This is a genomic window from Desulfobacter sp. UBA2225, from assembly GCF_002348205.1.
GTDB lineage: Bacteria > Desulfobacterota > Desulfobacteria > Desulfobacterales > Desulfobacteraceae > Desulfobacter > Desulfobacter postgatei.
This window is the reverse complement of sequence record NZ_DDYV01000299.1, coordinates 462-17,189: the sequence shown is the minus strand read 5'-3', so window position 1 is coordinate 17,189 and position 16,728 is coordinate 462. Positions and strand designations below refer to the sequence as shown.

The window sequence follows — 16,728 nt, the reverse complement described above, 5'->3', positions numbered from 1 at the left end:
CCTGAAACCAAGGATGGATTAAATCGGGCCGTCGGCGAAGCCCACCGGCAATATATTTATCAGTTTATTTTCGGTGAACCATCAGATGGTATTGCCATGATTAATATGGATATGGCCAATTTATATCTGGATTTGTCTTGTGATGTGATATGGGTTTTCAATACTGTGTTTGGCAGGCTTCCTGAAGTAAAAAATGAGGAGGATTGGGCCTTAGGCCATTTATCAAAAATTGATGCAGAACTTAAATCTATTACCGAAGAAATTCCAATGGATGAAAAGTTTAGAACGAAATTGCAGAAAAGGTTTCTTAAGCAAAGCCTTGAGTCAAAAATTCAACTTAATCTTTTGCAATATTTGGAGAGCGAGGTGGTAAAATATGCATCATTTAAAAGTGCCCGGAAAAAGGCTATATCAATAACAAATAACTTGTTGTTTGTATTGGTTCGTTTGTTGGGAGATTTATATTACAGTGTCCAAATAAAAGATGCATAATCGGGATAGAACTCCCCATCTCTGAGGCGCTTTCCCACACCACCCGTCGATCTCGTATCAAGGCGGTTCGGCTGTTATTAATATAATCGGTTGTAGGTTGTCCCACCGGATTCTATCGGATTGTGGGCAGAGTCATGCTATGGAAATTTCGGCCACTGCCGCATTCATGGGATAAAAGCCATCTGCTTACTCACCACCACCATTTACCCAATACTCGATTTCTGTACCTCATCGCGTACCTTCGCGGTACCTTGCCTCAGCAAGGCGCCTTCCCTCCGAAGCACCGTCAGCGGTACGCCGTTGCACTACCGCTACACCCTTCGCCTCCATCCGGCTGGGTCTAAGACTTGCCAAATGTTTGAAAATCCATTACATTTGACTCACTTGTAAGAACACATGCCGTGTTCGGTACACAAGTCGCTTTCAGCTGACGCAAAAAAGCAGCGCGGCTGAAGCGCAGGGTTCGCTTCAAAAAAAAAAGAGGAAATGAACAGGCTGAATGAAGCCATGATCAAAAATAAAAAAAAAGGAGGAGAAAAGATGCCTTACAAAATCATTTATAATACAGGTGTATCCTTTATTTCAAATGCAAAAACTTTGGTTGAAGCAAAAAAACAAGCTTCAGAACACGCTGGTTACGGATTCGGTAGTATATGGATATTAGAGGGTGAGGATAACGATTCTTCCAGCGATCCCGTGGCTCTAAAATTTGAACATGACACTGAATGGATAGAACCTGAAAAATAGAGCAAACCGCCCCGGTGAAAGCCGGGGCATAATATATCAAAAAGAAAAACAAAACAAAAATTAGTGTACGCAATGTTAAGAAACCCAAAGGTGGTGATGCATCGTTTGGTAATGAGCCTGGCGTTACTCGGTACCTCGAAGTGCCGGATAAAGTCTCAAGTCCTTTTTAGGCATGCGACAAGAATAACGAATTACCAGAATCCATTTGACTCAGCTCTAAAGATGTCGAATGTAAAACGACTGGGTTCTGCGCCTATAGTGGGGCGAGTGGGCATACCTTCGGATGCACCCGAAAATCTTGTAAATGTCAATGTCGGGGAATACTGGTCTACGCTTAAAGAAGAAGAGAGTGAAGCATCTGGTACATGGTCGCACTCCTGGCATTTTGATGATGCTGTATTTGCCAAAGATCTTTTTCTAACATTGCAGGGTGACATTGATCGATCCAGTATACCAACCCGAGAAGTTGTCTGAGGGCAACTCATATTGCGAGGCTAACAATCACATACGGTCAACCCACAACACTGCGTTGCTTTTAGCACATGGCTTTGGTATTTTTGCGAAAACGCTCCTGTGCGTTGTGGTCGACTGATGTAGCGTGTTGGGTGGAAAGCGTATCGCTTGGGATCAGGTCTTTAATTATAAAATTTTGATAAGGAAAATTAACAATTTAAGACCTGATCCCTGCTTGATGAACAAACTTGACCGGCCCAAACTCTTAAGTTTGGTGAAGAAAGACGCAACTTAACATCATAATGAGAATTAAATAAGACAATTACTTTTTTTGAGAGAAAAAGGGGGCGGACCAATCATAACGACATAATTTAAGTCAGTTCAGTTAAGAGATCTGTACGCCGACCCTATTTTCTGTTACGGGAAGAACATAAAGATGGAATGATCACCGGAGATCAGCAGGTACTGTCGTTCCCGCGAATGCCATGGCTGTCCATATATCTTTTTAGCAAGCATATTTCGAAATTGACATCTTTTGGGATTTTACCCAGGTCATTTTCAGCAGATTAAAGATGTTTTTAGGCATACCGAAGGGCAGGTCCACCAGAGAATAATCATAGTCAATATTGATGGCACCGATAAACTTGCTTTCCAAACCGGATTCGTTTGAAATGGCGCCAACGAGATCGCCGGGTTTAAGCCCATGCTTGTGACCAACTTCAATGCGATATCGTTCCATCCCTTTTTCAGTCGGCGTAATTTTATTGGGGGTAAGCCGGGCAGGAGTCTGCTTCTGTTTTGGTGCAACCGGTGTTTTGGCTTTTTTTTCGGCTTTTGGTTCTTTTTTTTTAGCTGCAGATTTATCAGCCGTCGTTTCAGGCAGAAACGGTGTGTTTCCCTGGAGCATTTTTGCCAGGGCTGCCGCCACCTGGGAAATCGAAATATCCTGTTCTTTTGCGGTCGACTCCACCAGATCCGTAAAAACGCATAGATCTTCGGTGCTGATGGTCTGATAAATTTTATTTTTAAAATCATCCATCCGTTTTTTGTTGATTTGCCTGTTCGATGGCAGGGCTATCTCTTCAATCTTCCGGAGGGTGGCTTTTTCGATCTGTTTTAACATCCATTTTTCTTTTGGCTGGACAAATAGAATGGCCTCACCGGTTCGTCCGGCCCGACCGGTCCTCCCGATTCTGTGAATATAGGGGTCGATTTTGGAAGGGACATCGTAGTTGATGACGTGGGAAATTCGGTCAACATCAAGTCCCCTTGCCGCCACATCCGTGGCCACAAGAATATCAATGCTTCCGTTTTTCAATCGGTTAACCGTCCGTTCTCGGGCTGCCTGGGCAATCTCTCCGTTCAGGGCTTCTGTTTTGAATCCTTTTTCTTCCAAAATTTTTGTCAACGTCATTGTGTCATTCCGGGTTCTGGTAAATACGATGACGCCATCATGGGAGGATGCTTCAAGTATCCGGACGAGTGCATCACTTTTATTTATATTTTTCACCATCAAAAATTTTTGGTGAATGGTGTTAGTGACATCTGACTCCTGACGGATAATAACCTTTTCAGGATCTTTAAGGTATTTGCCTGCAATTTTTTGGATGGGGGCCGGCATGGTGGCCGAAAAAAGTGCGATCTGGGTAGGTTGTGGTATTTGGGATAAAATCCATTCAACATCATCAATAAATCCCATCTGCAGCATTTCGTCCGCCTCATCCAGCACCAGGCCTGTAAGGTCAGCAAGGCAGAGGGTTTTACGCCGCATATGGTCCATGAGGCGTCCCGGTGTCCCCACGATCACGTGTGCGCCCCGTTTTAACTGGTTCAACTGAACACTATAGCTTTGGCCACCGTATACAGCAAGAACGTTAAGGCCCTTCATCTTTGCGCCATAGTCATTGAAAGACTGAGCCACCTGGATGGCAAGCTCACGGGTCGGGGTGACCACAAGAACCTGGGGTCTTTTGTTTTCAAGATTGATCCGGGAAAGCAGCGGAAGTGCAAAGGCAGCTGTTTTTCCGGTTCCGGTCCTGGCCTGACCCAGCAGGTCTTTGCACTCAATCATGTGAGGAATGGTCAGGGTCTGGATCGGTGTCGGGGTTTCATAGCCAACGGTCTGTAAGACCGCAAAAACATCCGGGCTTAGGTTCATTTCGTCGAACCCGGCCTGTTTTATATTTTTATGGGGCATGTTTTTCCTTAAAAGCAAAAAAGGCCGGCGTCGCCAGCCTTGTATATCAATATTAACTAAAAATAGAACTTTTATATATATATGAATTTTTAATAAAATGCAAGTTCTTTTATTCTGTTGATCTCATCATCCCTATTGTACTCATAGCCTTTACATTATGACACGCCCAAGGTCATGATGCTGTTTTTTCTGGTGGTGTTTGGCGTTGGTATAATCCAACGCTTTTTTACCCCGGAGAAAACCCGGGCATTTCTGTCCCGGAAAAGCGAATTGGCCGGCAATGTGTTTGCCGCGCGCCTCGGGATTGTTACGCCTTTTTGCTCCTGCTCAGCCGTGCCTTTGTTTGTTTTGTGACCGCAGGCGTCCCCCTGCAGCTACCAGGGGGTGGATGTGGTGTTGGTCAGATGACCACAGGGGAAAGCCTGCTGCCCGCAACATACGAGCAAGAATTAAAAGATCGTTCTCAAATGAAAATTGGCCCCCGTTTTTTTAAAAGACCGGCGGCCCTGGCCGGTTTGGCGGCTTTTCTTCATTGACTAATCGGCTTTGCGTCTTAAGAAGGTGGGAATCTCAAGATCGTCATTGTCATAATTCATGCCGTAGTCCTGGCCCTGGTTATCATCCCCCACCACACGTTTGTGGGGAACAACACGCACTGGTTCATCCCAGCTGGCCATATCCTCTTCTGTGGCGTCCCTTATAACACCCCTGGCAATGGGTTCCTGGCGGCCGGCAGGTATGGTCTGTCCCATTTCGGGTGCGCCCTGGCCATAGGCCTGGGCCCGGTATGAGCCATATGTGCCGTTGGCCGCAGCCATCTGCTGGGGCTGGGGCTGGGCATAGGTCTGGGCTGTTTTGGGGTCAAATCTGCGCATATTTTCAGCAAATGCGGGCTCTTCCATACCGATACCTGTAGCGATGACGGTGATGCGGATTTCATCGCCAAGCTCTTCGTCAAAGGTCTGGCCCCAGATGATTTCTGCATCGTCACCCACTTCCTGGTAGATGCGGTCACAGGCTTCGGTCATTTCGTCAAGGGTCAGATCAGAACTTGATGTGATATTCATCAGTACGCCCTTGGCACCGGATACGGAGATATCTTCCAGCAGCGGATGGGAAATGGCCCGTTCAGCCGCTTCCGTGGCGCGGTTTTCCCCTGAGGCGATCCCAATACCCATTAACGCCTTGCCTGCTTTCTGCATGGTTGTTTTTACGTCGGCAAAGTCCAGGTTGACGTGGCCGGGCATCATGATCAGGTCCGTGATGCCTTTAACGGAGTGGTGCAAAATTTCATCGGCTTTGATGAACATGTCCTTCATGCGTGCACCTTTGCCGGCAATGCCGCGAAGCCGATCATTGGGAATGATGATGACGGTGTCCGTAATTTCCTGCAGTTTTTTTAAGCCGTCCAGGGCTGCCCGTTCCCTTTTCTTACCCTCAAAGGAAAAGGGTTTGGAAGCAACCGCTACCGTAAGAATGCCAAGATCCTTGCATATTTCTGCAATCACGGGTGCGGCACCTGTGCCGGTACCACCGCCGAATCCGGCGGTAATAAAAACCATATGGCTGTCTGCAAGTGCTTCACGCAGCTCCTCCATGCTTTCCAAGGCAGCATCTTTGCCCACATTTGGATCTGCACCGGCTCCAAGGCCTTCGGTAAGCTGGGTGCCCATTTGAATTTTGATTTCCGCCCTGGAATTCTCAAGGGCCTGGGCATCGGTGTTGGCCGCAATGAATTTAACTCCCTGAAGCTTGGCATCAATCATATTGTTGACCGCGTTGCCGCCGGCCCCGCCGACACCGATGACCTTAATTTTTGCCGTGTTGTTGTTCTCCACATAAGAAAAAGTCATATCCACCTCCTTGAAAGATTTAAATTATATTTTTAAACCATTGTTTCATTTTATTTAAAATCATCTGTCCACTGGAATCGGACTTGACTTCCTGGATACGGCAGCTTGTTTTTGATCCGAAAATGACAAGTCCAACGCCTGTGGCGTATGCGGGGTTTCTAACAATATCTTTAAGTCCACCAATACGATTGGCTTCACCAATACGAACGGGTACATTGAATACGGATTCTGCCATTTCAGTAATGCCGTCCATGACAACGCTGCCGCCGGTGAGTATAAATCCGGCAGGAAAGCTGTTTTCAAGTCCATTGGAAAACAACTCCTGTTTCAGCAGGGAAAAGATCTCCTCCACCCGGGGTTCCAGGATTTCAGCAAGAATAGCCTTGGGCAGACGCTTGGGCGCTCTGCCCCCGACCGCCGGCACATCAATGACATCATGGGGCTTGACATGTTGCGGTATGCAGGTACCGTGTCTTTTTTTGATTTTTTCCGCTTCGGGCAAGGGGGTACGAAGCCCTACGGAAATATCGTTGGTCAGGTTTTGGCCGCCGACGGTGAGTTCGTAAATGAATTTTAAATTGTTGTCCTTGAACAGAGCCAGGTCTGTGGTTCCGCCGCCTATATCGGCCAGGATGCAGCCAAGTTCCTTTTCTTCATTGGTGAGAACCGCATAGCCCGAGACCAGGGATTGAAGGGCTATATCGCAGACCTCAAGCCCTGCCTTTTGGCAGCACTTGACAATGTTGCGCGCTGCAGAGACCGCACCTGTGACAATATGGATTTTGGCTTCCAGGCGCACAGCCGTCATGCCTACGGGGTTGCGGATGGAGGTCATTTCATCCACAACAAATTCTTGTGAAATTACGTGCAGAATTTCCCTGTCCGGGGGAATGGCAACCGCCTTGGCCGCGTCAATGACACGTTCCACATCCATTTCGGTGATTTCACGGCCTTTGATGGCAATGATGCCATGGCTGTTGAATCCTTTGATGTGGTTGCCTGCAATGCCCACGTAAACCGAAGATATATTGCAGTCGGCCATAAGTTCGGCTTCCTCCACAGCCTTTTTAATGGAATCCACGGTGGACTCTATGTTGACCACGGATCCTTTGCGAAGCCCTGTGGAGGGATGAGAGCCCACACCGATGATGTTGATCTCATCGTCAAACATCTCACCCACGACTGCGCAGATTTTGGTGGTGCCGATGTCAAGTCCCACCAGTAATTTTTCGTTTCCCTGCAAGTTAAACCCCCTTTGCTATTGTATTTTGGGCAACATCCTCAGTTGTAACAAACACCTTTTCCAGGCTGAAAAGATCTATGGCCGATATGGTTTTATCCGGATAATTTGTCTCCATATAGCGTTGGATCTGCCTGGCCCTTGCAAGTTTTTTTTCAAATCTGTCAAACCCGAGTTTAACCGGAAGAACCGTCTTGTTTTCAGATTCCGTTTCGCCGGGATTTTCTGTGAAACCTGTATTCGGATGTGTGTTTAATATGTTTATGAGGATACCGGTATTTTCGTCTCCGAAAATGGTCTGGATCTGTCCAAACCCTTTTATTTTTAAAATTTCCATAACTGCATTGAACAACTCCCCTTCAAACAGGTAAGTACTGTTGGACAGGCTTAAATCCACCCCGGATATAACCGGCAACGCCTTTAGATTATCCCTGGCCGGTTCATATTCTTTAACGGGCGCCCCCTGGGCGTTGATGACAATGTCTGCCAGGTTTTCAATGGTCACGATGGCCAAGGGTTCCTGCTCTTCAATTTTAATGGAAATGGTTGAGAAAAGCTGACGTTTCACCGTGGCGATGCGAATCCATGGATGGGTGTTCAGCTTTTTTTCAAGCATATTCGGCTGCAGTTCAAAAATATTGGCCGGCTTGTCAAGTCCTGTAAGGGCCAGAACCTCGTCTCTGGTCACCCGGTTAAGACCATCAATCATAATGGTTTTAACATCAAAAGGCGGGCTCTGGAGAACCGCATCGTGTATGTAGATGCAGCCAAAACTCATAGCACCGACAAAAAGAGTAAGAAAAATTTTTCCCCAAAAGGCTTTGTCGCTCAAAAAAGGTTTAAGTTTCCGGGTCTTTTTAACCTGGACCTTGTACCTGTTTTGAGCCGGCGCCGTGGCTGCCAGACCCGCGCCGTTGACCTTTTTAGCCTGCACTTTGTACCTATTTTGAGAGATTTTTTTAGTTGCCAATGGTTTTCACCTCTTCTTTAAGGTTAATCCCAAATTTTTCATATACGCTTTTTTTTACCTGGCCGGCCAGGTCCAGGATATCTTTTGCGCAGGCGTTGCCGTGGTTGACAATGAAATTGGCGTGCAGATCAGAGACCATGGCCCCGTTGCATCGGGCTTTTTTCATGCCGGCCTGCTCAATGAGAAAGCCTGCTGATTTAGAACCCGGGGGATTTTTGAAAAAACACCCGGCAGATGCCTGGGACACCGGCTGGGTAGATTGTTTTGTTTTAAGGTTGCGGTAAAATTCATCCTTGACGGTTTCGGCGTCAGCCTTGGTCAGCCCAAGTCTGACCTTGAGTACAATACTGTTTTCAAGGGCAAGTTTTCGGTAGGAAAATTGAAGACTGTTTCCCGGCAAAACCACTGTTTCCAAGGTGGTAAGGTCCAATACCTCGATTTGCCTTACAAGTTGGCTCATGTCGCTGCCAAAGGCCCCTGCATTCATCATGACGGCACCGCCAATGGTGCCTGGAATCCCGGCTGCCCACGCCAGACCGGCCAGGCCTGAGTCAGCAACGAATCTGCAAATATGACCAAGAGGCTCTCCGGCAAGAGCTGTCAAATAGATCCGGTCCGGAGAGTCACCACCTGTGTTTATGAGCGGTGTGGTTTGCTCAATTCCCTGTTTCAACCGGGTGAGAACCATCACAAGCCCCCTGATTCCTTTGTCGGATATAAGCACATTGGTGCCGCCGCCGATAATCGTAATCGGCAGCTCAATTTTTTTTGCGGTTTTAACAAGGCAGATCACCTGTTCCATGGTTTGCGGCAGTACCAGAAGATCCGCAGGTCCGCCCACCCTCAAACTGGTGTACCGGTCCATGGCCTTGTACGTTTCCGGCGCAAAGGAAGCGAACATCTTTTTTATGTCATCGCCTATCACCATGTGTTGCAAAGTCTCCGTATTACAAAATCTCCACCAGTTTTTCCCCAAGGGTATATACATCGCCGGCCCCTAAGGTGAGTACCATATCCCCCGGCTTTGCCTTATGGGTGATGATGGATAGTGCCTGGGTGAAATCCGGGGCAAAGCAGGCTTCCTTGTGTCCATGGGCCTTGATACCTGCCACAAGTTTTTCCGAGTCCACGCCCTCAATGGGGGCTTCCGAAGCCGCGTAGATGGGCAGCACAATGAGTACGTCGGACTGATAAAAGGCCCGGGTGAATTCCTGGAACAACGCTTTTGTCCTTGTGTATCTGTGGGGCTGGAACAATACAAGAATTCGTTTGTCCGGATAGCTCTCCCTGACCGCCGTCAAAGTTGCCTTGATCTCTGTGGGGTGATGACCGTAATCATCCATCACCGTGATACCCTTGGTTTCCCCTTTGATCTCCAGGCGACGTTTAACGCCTTTAATCTCCTCCAGCGCTTTTTTAATGGTGTCAAAGGGGACCTTAAGTTCCAGGCCCGTGGCAATGCCGGCCATGGCATTGAGAATATTGTGCTGACCGCCGATGTTTAAAAGAATATGGCCCAGGTCCTGTTTTCCCTTGAATACGTTGAACAGGGATTTACCGTTTTCAAACCGGATGTGTCGTGCCTGCAGTTCGGACTGGGCTGTCATGCCGTAGGTGATGTAGCGTACCGTGATCCTGGGCAGAATGTCCTGGATATGGGGGTTGTCCAGACATAGAATGGCAAGACCGTAAAAGGGCACGGAGTTGATAAACTGGACAAATTTATCCTTTATATCTTCGATATCCTTGTAAAAGTCGAGATGTTCCAGGTCAATGTTGGTCACCGCTGCAATGGAGGGGGCATATTTAAGAAATGATCCGTCACTTTCATCTGCCTCGGCCACAATAAATTCGCCTGACCCATGCAGGGCATTGGTGTCCAGACCCTGGAGCAGGCCGCCGATGATTACCGTGGGATCAAGGCCGGCGGTATTAAGGATTTGGGATATCATGGCCGTGGTGGAGGTTTTGCCATGGGCCCCTGCCACGGCAATGGCATATTTGATGCGCATCAGTTCGGCCAGCATTTCGGCCCGGGGAATGATGGGACAGCCCAGCTCTTTTGCCCGGATCACTTCCGGGTTCTGGGAGGATATGGCCGAAGAGGTCACCATCACATTGACATCTCTGATGTTTTCCTTGGCATGACCCTTGTAAATCACCGCACCCTTGGCTTTGAGACGGTCTGTGATGTGGGACAGTTTGAGATCAGACCCGGATATGGTATAGCCAAGATTTAACAGCAACTCGGCAATGCCGCTCATGCCTATGCCGCCGATGCCTACAAAGTGTATGTGATAATCATGCTGGTACATTGTTTTCCTTTTTTGAAATATTGCCCCCGAGAATACGGTCTGCAATGAGGTCTGCGCCATGGGGCATGGCAAGCGCCTTCATGGTGTCTGCCATGCGGGATCTTTTATTCGTATCGTGTTGCAGATCCTCAATGGCTGCCAATAACGTTTCGCCTGTCAGGTCTTTGTCCGCAATCATGATGCAGGCACCCTGGTCGGCCAGGAATCTTGCGTTTGCGGTCTGGTGATCGTCTGCCGCATAGGGGTAGGGGACAAGGATGGCGGGTTTTCCCTTGATGCACAGTTCCGAGACCGTGCCGGCGCCTGCCCGGCTGATAACCAGGTCTGCCCGGTCCTGAATGGCCGGCATATCATAGAAAAAGGCTGCGGCCTTGTGCCGGATATCCCCGGCAGCATAAAATTGCCGTATCTGTGCCTCGGCGTTTTTCCCTGTCTGGTGAATGATGAAAAGCTGACGGGTATCTTTCATCATTGCTGCGGCATCAGTAAATGCCCTGTTGATGGAAGCTGCACCCTGGCTGCCGCCGGTGACAAGAATAAGAAAATCATCCGCGTTGATTTGGTTGAGGACACTGTCATCAGTCTTGATGTTTTCAAGAGGCGTGCTTAAAGGTCGGCGTACCGGGTTGCCGACCAGCAAGGTGGTTTCATTTTCCGGCATACCCTTTGTCTCTTTAAAGGAGATAAACCGGGTCCGGGCAATTTTGGACAGCATGCGGTTGGTCATGCCGGGAAAGGCATTCTGCTCGTGGATGGCTGTGTCCCTGAAAAGGATGCGCCCGGCCAGCACCAGGGCAAAGGATGAAAATCCGCCCACGCCCAAAATGAAATTCGTCCTGAACGCAATAATGATCACCAGGGCCTGGAACAGGCTGATACCCACAAGACTGGCGGACCAGGCCTTTGCAAAGATGTTTTTTCCCTTTATGGGCCTTGAAATAATTGATTTATGGGCAAATCCGTACCGGGCAAGGGTGTCTGTTTCAAAAGGCGCGCTGGTGCCCACAAAAAGGATTTTTGTGGACGGGTCTTTTTCCATCAGGGCCTGGGCTACGGCAATGCCCGGGAAAAGATGTCCCCCTGTTTTCCCGCCGGTAATGATGACATGTTTATTTTTTGGCATGGTTTGCTGATGCTCCTATGTTCATTAAAATACCCATGGCCGCCATATTGATGATTAGCGATGTTCCGCCGTAGGAGATAAAGGGCAGGGTCAGACCCTTGGTGGGCAGTACGCCTAAGGTCACGCCCGTGTTGATGATGACCTGAAGTCCTAAATAGAGGGTGATGCCTGTGGCGGTTACGGCCCCGAAAAAAGTATCTGCCTGCCGGGCAATGCGTGTGCCTGTGTGGAGGATGAGGCCGTAAAGCGCCAGGATTGCCGTCACGCCGACAAGGCCGAGTTCCTCGCCAATGATGGAGAAAATAAAATCCGTATGGGGTTCAGGCAGAAAGTGCATCTTCTGCATGGAAAGCCCTACGCCTTTGCCAAAAAAACCGCCCGATCCAAAGGCTTTAAGGGAATTGGTGAGCTGGAATCCGATGCCAAGGGGATCTTCCCAGGGGTTCAGAAAGCCCATGACCCGCTCGAACCGGTAGCTGACCTTGAAGACCAGAAAGTACACCACAACAGGAATAATCAGCGGTAACGGGCTGAGCAGGTACAGTAAAGGTACGCCGGCAGTGAACATCATTCCCCAGCAGATCATGCCCATGATCACCGTGGTGCCGAAATCGGGCTGGCAGAGTATGAGTACGGCCATGAGGGCGAATACCACGGCATGGGGCACAACGCCAATGGAAAATTCCCGCAGTTTTCCCATTTCCTGTTTTTTGGACAGAGAGTAGGCCATGAAAAGGATCATGGCAAGCTTGGCAAATTCTGCAGGCTGGAATGCGAACAGCCCGAAATTAAGCCAGCGCCGGGCATTGTTGGCCTTAATGCCGAAAGCCGGGATAAGCACGGCAACCAGAAGGCCGATGGCTGCAAACAAGATGATATAAGCCATGCTTTTGTATAATCTGTAAGGCAAAGAAGCCGTGACATACATGATGACAAAGCTGACAAGCAGAAATATGGACTGGCGTTTCAGGTAATAAAACAAGGTGTTATGCTCATCCATGGAGATGGAGCAGGAGGCCGAATACACCATGACCAGGCCGATTCCCGTGAGAATAAGCACCGGGAAAAGAATGGTTTTTTCCCTGAAAAAGGGATGAAGAGGGCCCGGGAAGTATTCGCCGATGTGCAGGGTATCAGCCATGGCATATCTCCTGTTTCGGAACTATCGCGTTGACAATGCGGGCAAACTCCTTTCCCCGTTCCCGGTAATTGGCATAAAGATCAAAACTTGCACAGGCCGGGGATAAAAGGACCATATCTCCTTTGCCTGCCACAGACACTGCCTTGTTAACGGCGCACACCATGTCCCTGCAGGCGTATGCGGGGCAGATGCCTTCAAATGTCTCCATAACATGACCGGCAGCTTCGCCCATGCCGATAACGGCTTTGGCCCGGGTTTTCACTTCGGGCACCAGGGGGGCAAAATCCAGGCCCTTTTCCCTGCCGCCGAGAATGAGAATGACATTGGATTCAAAGGATTCCAGGGCCCGAAGCACGGCATCCACATTGGTAGCCTTGGAGTCGTTGTAAAAACGTATGCCGTCAACCTCCCGGACAAAGGCGATACGATGGTCTGACAGGATAAACGCATTTAAGGCCTGTCTGATACCTGCCATGGAGGCACCGCAGCTCAGGGCCGCAAGGGCCGCTGCCGCAACATTTTCCCTGTTATGCATACCGGGAAGCCTGTTCAATGTGTCTGCTGTAAGGGTGTCGCTGATTCTTTTGTGCCGGATGTCGATTCCCATCTTGTGAACGCTTGCTCCCCGGGGTACAGGACCGGTGGATGAAAATTCAAGAATATCCGCGCAAATGGTTTTGGTCCGTGCTGAAAAATCTTTGATGGAGGCGTTAACCACGGCAGTATCCAGGGCGGTCATATTTTTAAAAACAGACCATTTTGAATCGGCGTAAGCCGCAAAATCCGGATACCGGTCCAGGTGATCCTGGGCAAGATTGAGAAGTGCTGCCACATCCGGCCGGAACGCATCCGCAAGATCAAGCTGGAAGGAGGAGACCTCGGCGACAACAACGTCCTTTGGGCTGTCCTGCATGAGATATTCCACCAGGGGGGTGCCGATATTCCCGCCCACAAAGCAGGAAATTCCTGATGCCTCAAGCATGGCTGCCGTCAGCTCCGTGGTGGTGGTTTTTCCGTTGGTGCCTGTGATTGCGATAACGGGCGTGGTGTTGTACTGGGCAAAAATATCCAGCTCGCCTGTTACAGGTACACCCTTGTCCCGGGCAGACTTGATGAACGGCATGTCTAAGGGAATACCGGGGCTTGGGATAATTACGGACGCCTGGTCAAACATCTTCTGGCCATGGCTGCCGATTCTTACCGGAATCCCCATTTTTTTTAAGGCCGCTGCTTCACCGGTCTTTGTTCCGTCAATATCCGTGGCCGCCACGCAGTGTCCACGGGAATGCAAAAAACGGGCCATGGAAAACCCACAGGCGCCTAAGCCCACAATCAGTTCATATGTATCAGTAAGGTTCGGCATATTATCTTATCTTCAATGTACTCAAAGCTATGGCGGAAAGGAAAATGGCAATAATCCAGAACCGGACAATAACTTTGGATTCATGCCAGCCTTTTAATTCAAAATGGTGGTGCAGGGGGGCCATTCTGAAGATTCTCTTGCCGTGGGTGAGTTTAAAATAGGAGACTTGAAGAATCACAGAACACGCTTCCATGACAAAAAGTCCGCCCACCACCACCAGCATGATCTCCTGTTTGGTGACCACGGCAATGGTGCCAAGGATGGCCCCAAGGGGGATAGAGCCGGTATCGCCCATGAAAATTTGGGCCGGATGGGCATTGAACCATAAAAATCCCATCCCTGCACCGGCCAGAATGCCGCAGATGACAGATACTTCACCGGCTGCGGGAATGTGACGGACATGCAGATACCCGGCAAACTGGGCATGACCGGCCACATAGGCAAACAGCATATACGTCAGTGATGCCACGATAAAGGGGCCGATGGCCAATCCGTCGAGACCATCCGTGAGGTTCACGGCATTGGATGTGCCCACAATAACCAGGCAGGCAAAGGGAATATAAAAAAGACCTAAATTTATGGCCACGTCTTTGAAGAACGGTACCGTGAGCACGGTATTGAAGTCCGGGCTGCTATAAATCAGAAAACCGATGAGCAGGCCGGAAAGGATCTGGAGAAGGAATTTGCTTTTCGCCGTGAATCCCATATTCCTTTTTTTCATCAGCGACAGGTAGTCATCAATAAAACCGATGGCACCGAAAAGCAGGGTGGACAGCAGCAATATTCCCACATAGTGGTTGGTGAAGTTTCCCCATAAAAATGTGGAAACAAAAATGGAAAACAGAATCATGATGCCGCCCATGGTGGGGGTGCCCTGTTTTTTTAAGTGGGACTGCGGGCCATCGGTCTGGATAATTTGGCCGAAGTGCATGATCTGCAGCTGCCGGATCACAATGGGGCCGAGAATAAAACAGATGATAAAGGCGGTCAGCCCTCCGTATATGGTGCGGAAGGTAATATACCGAAAAATATTGAAAACGGTATAGTGTTCATGTAACGGGTATAAAAATTGGTAAAACATTAGATCAATCTGCCCTTTCAGCAGGGATTTCTTCAAGTACCGGAATCAGCGTTTCCATGGTCATGCCCCTGGAGCCTTTAATCAGTACCCAATTCTCTTGTTTTATTGATTTCTTCAGGGTTTGTGCCAACTCTTGTTTGGAGCCCATGACGATGTGGGCATCCGGGTATCCTTTTTCCAAAGCGCCTTCCCGGACCTGGGCGACCTGGGTGCCGAACAGTAAAAGTTTTGCCGGTGAAAGCGCTGCCACCAGGTGTCCCACCTGCCGGTGGTACAGTTGGGTCTGATCTCCCAATTCCAGCATGTCACCCAGCACGGCAATTCCCCGGTTACTGCCGGCCAGCCGGTTTAAGACCTGCAGGGCCTGGTTCATGGAACAGGGGTTGGCATTGTAAGTGTCGTCAATGAGATGAATGCCGTTGTCAAGATGCCTCAAACGCATTCTGCCCTTGACCGGGACAAACGCTTCAAGCCCCTGGGCAATATCTGTTTCATCAATACCGGCGGCCTTTGCCAGGGCAGCGGCAGCGGCTGCATTAAAGGCCATGAACGCAGCAGGGGAGGGGACCGTGTATTGGCGTGCATGCCCATCCATGTCAAGGGAAAAGGTGATGCCGTGATCCGTTGTGTTGATTTCCGATAAACGTACATCGCTTTTGCTTTGTGTGCCGAAAAGCATCACGCTGCCTGTGGTCGGGTTTTCCCTTGCACCCTGGACAAGGATTTCAAGTCTTGGGTCATCGGCAAAAAGGATGGCTGTGCCGCCGGGGTTCAGGCCTTTAAAAATTTCAGCTTTGGCCCGGGCCACGTTATCCAGTGAGCCCAGACCTTGCATGTGCGAACCATGGGTGTTGGTGATCAGGGCAATGTCGGGCTTGGCAATGGCGGAAAGGCGTGCGATTTCGCCCGGGTTGCTCATGCCCATCTCGACCACGGCCCATTCATGGATATCTGCCAGTCTGAGCAGGGTCTGGGGCAGGCCGATTTCATTGTTCAGGTTCCCTTGGGTGGCCAGGGTGTCATGGTGCAGAGAAAAGATCTCTTCGGCCATTCTCCGGGTGGATGTTTTTCCATTCGAACCTGTCAGGGCTGCCACCCGGGCATTGGAGCGCATTCTATGATAGCGGGCCAGGCGTCCTAGGGCAGCCAGGGTGTTCGGCACTTCAAAAAAGCAGACACGGGGTTTGTCCATCAGTCGCTTTTGATTTAAATCAAGGGTGTTCAGGTAACCCTGCCTGACAACAAAGACGATGATTCCTTTTTTTGCCAGGTCCGGAATAAAGGTGTGTCCGTCAAAATGTTCCCCTGCCAATGCCAAAAATATCATATCCGGAGAGATGGTTCTTGAATCGGTGCTGATTCCTTTGAAAACCGGTCTCTTGGCATCGGTAACCGTTTTTTGTCCCCAAACGGTTACGGCGTCACACCCGATGGCGTTGGAAAGATCCGCAAGATCCCATGGTCTGGGCGTCAATGCGTTGGTGCAGGCATCGGTTAAGTGCTCTTTGTCGTCAAAGTGAATGGTGCCTGCATTGGTGATCTGGTATGTTTCATGGCCTTTGCCTGCCGCCACGATAATGTCCTGGGGTTTTGAAATCCGAACGCCTAAAGCCAGTGCTTTGGCCCTGTCGGTCATCCGGATATATCCTTTTTCACAGGCACCGGGGCTGTAAAGGTCGATTTCTTTGAATCCCTGGGCACGGATACCGTCTATAATTTCGTCAATAACGGCATTCGGATCTTCGGTTCTCGG

General features: G+C 49.4%; 13 protein-coding genes and 1 pseudogene. 3 read left to right on the top strand and 11 right to left on the bottom strand.

Annotated features, from left to right (window positions below; translation table 11 throughout):
• A pseudogene (locus B3D59_RS15680) lies at positions 1–492 on the top strand (hypothetical protein); the annotation flags it as partial.
• Between the two features lie 507 nt (positions 493–999).
• A complete protein-coding gene (locus tag B3D59_RS15675) occupies positions 1,000–1,239 on the top strand; it encodes a hypothetical protein (protein WP_286821809.1) in 240 nt (79 codons plus the stop codon).
• A 958-nt stretch (positions 1,240–2,197) separates the two neighbouring features.
• On the opposite strand, the gene B3D59_RS15670 is transcribed toward B3D59_RS15675, so the two are convergent.
• Positions 2,198–3,889, bottom strand: coding sequence for a DEAD/DEAH box helicase (locus B3D59_RS15670; protein ID WP_286821806.1), 1,692 nt, complete (start codon positions 3,887–3,889; stop codon positions 2,198–2,200).
• Positions 3,890–4,063: 174 nt separating this feature from the next.
• Between B3D59_RS15670 and B3D59_RS15665 the strand changes: the two genes are divergently transcribed.
• Complete coding sequence (locus B3D59_RS15665) at positions 4,064–4,243, top strand: permease (RefSeq protein WP_286821799.1); 180 nt, start codon at positions 4,064–4,066, stop codon at positions 4,241–4,243.
• 182 nt (positions 4,244–4,425) lie between these two features.
• Here B3D59_RS15665 and ftsZ read toward each other — a convergent pair whose 3' ends face one another.
• The 10 genes from ftsZ to murF all read right to left on the bottom strand — a co-directional run.
• Positions 4,426–5,742, bottom strand: a complete 1,317-nt coding sequence (gene ftsZ, locus B3D59_RS15660; protein ID WP_286821795.1) for a cell division protein FtsZ — start codon at positions 5,740–5,742, stop codon at positions 4,426–4,428.
• A 19-nt stretch (positions 5,743–5,761) separates the two neighbouring features.
• Positions 5,762–6,985: a cell division protein FtsA gene (gene ftsA, locus B3D59_RS15655; protein ID WP_286821789.1), complete on the bottom strand. Its 1,224-nt coding sequence runs from the start codon at positions 6,983–6,985 to the stop codon at positions 5,762–5,764.
• 1 nt (position 6,986) lies between these two features.
• Positions 6,987–7,952 (bottom strand): cell division protein FtsQ/DivIB, encoded by a 966-nt coding sequence (locus B3D59_RS15650; protein WP_286821787.1) that lies wholly within the window; start codon positions 7,950–7,952, stop codon positions 6,987–6,989.
• Positions 7,942–8,880, bottom strand: a complete 939-nt coding sequence (gene murB / locus B3D59_RS15645) for a UDP-N-acetylmuramate dehydrogenase (RefSeq protein WP_286821782.1) — start codon at positions 8,878–8,880, stop codon at positions 7,942–7,944. The genes B3D59_RS15650 and murB overlap by 11 nt, the downstream gene beginning before the upstream one ends.
• A 19-nt stretch (positions 8,881–8,899) precedes the next feature.
• Complete coding sequence (murC, locus tag B3D59_RS15640; RefSeq protein ID WP_286821775.1) at positions 8,900–10,267, bottom strand: UDP-N-acetylmuramate--L-alanine ligase; 1,368 nt, start codon at positions 10,265–10,267, stop codon at positions 8,900–8,902.
• On the bottom strand, positions 10,254–11,390 hold the full coding sequence (gene murG, locus B3D59_RS15635) for an undecaprenyldiphospho-muramoylpentapeptide beta-N-acetylglucosaminyltransferase (protein ID WP_286821773.1): 1,137 nt from the start codon (positions 11,388–11,390) through the stop codon (positions 10,254–10,256). The genes murC and murG overlap by 14 nt, the downstream gene beginning before the upstream one ends.
• Complete coding sequence (gene ftsW / locus B3D59_RS15630) at positions 11,377–12,531, bottom strand: putative lipid II flippase FtsW (protein WP_286821771.1); 1,155 nt, start codon at positions 12,529–12,531, stop codon at positions 11,377–11,379. The genes murG and ftsW overlap by 14 nt, the downstream gene beginning before the upstream one ends.
• Entirely contained in the window at positions 12,524–13,894 is a 1,371-nt protein-coding gene (gene murD / locus B3D59_RS15625) for a UDP-N-acetylmuramoyl-L-alanine--D-glutamate ligase (RefSeq protein WP_286821758.1), read from the bottom strand. The genes ftsW and murD overlap by 8 nt, the downstream gene beginning before the upstream one ends.
• A 1-nt stretch (position 13,895) precedes the next feature.
• On the bottom strand, positions 13,896–14,975 hold the full coding sequence (gene mraY / locus B3D59_RS15620; protein ID WP_286821756.1) for a phospho-N-acetylmuramoyl-pentapeptide-transferase: 1,080 nt from the start codon (positions 14,973–14,975) through the stop codon (positions 13,896–13,898).
• Between the two features lie 4 nt (positions 14,976–14,979).
• A partial coding sequence (gene murF, locus B3D59_RS15615) for a UDP-N-acetylmuramoyl-tripeptide--D-alanyl-D-alanine ligase (protein WP_286821754.1) occupies positions 14,980–16,728 on the bottom strand: 1,749 nt, incomplete at its 5' end.

What these genes read in the sequence shown, in the direction of transcription:
- ftsW (WP_286821771.1), bottom strand. Translation starts at nt 12,531, where the DNA reads ATGGCTGATACCCTGCACATCGGCGAATACTTCCCGGGCCCTCTTCAT.
- B3D59_RS15675 (WP_286821809.1), top strand. Translation starts at nt 1,000, where the DNA reads ATGATCAAAAATAAAAAAAAAGGAGGAGAAAAGATGCCTTACAAAATC.
- murG (WP_286821773.1), bottom strand. Translation starts at nt 11,390, where the DNA reads ATGCCAAAAAATAAACATGTCATCATTACCGGCGGGAAAACAGGGGGA.
- B3D59_RS15670 (WP_286821806.1), bottom strand. Translation starts at nt 3,889, where the DNA reads ATGCCCCATAAAAATATAAAACAGGCCGGGTTCGACGAAATGAACCTA.
- murB (WP_286821782.1), bottom strand. Translation starts at nt 8,880, where the DNA reads ATGGTGATAGGCGATGACATAAAAAAGATGTTCGCTTCCTTTGCGCCG.
- ftsZ (WP_286821795.1), bottom strand. Translation starts at nt 5,742, where the DNA reads ATGACTTTTTCTTATGTGGAGAACAACAACACGGCAAAAATTAAGGTC.
- mraY (WP_286821756.1), bottom strand. Translation starts at nt 14,975, where the DNA reads ATGTTTTACCAATTTTTATACCCGTTACATGAACACTATACCGTTTTC.
- murD (WP_286821758.1), bottom strand. Translation starts at nt 13,894, where the DNA reads ATGCCGAACCTTACTGATACATATGAACTGATTGTGGGCTTAGGCGCC.
- murC (WP_286821775.1), bottom strand. Translation starts at nt 10,267, where the DNA reads ATGTACCAGCATGATTATCACATACACTTTGTAGGCATCGGCGGCATA.
- B3D59_RS15665 (WP_286821799.1), top strand. Translation starts at nt 4,064, where the DNA reads ATGATGCTGTTTTTTCTGGTGGTGTTTGGCGTTGGTATAATCCAACGC.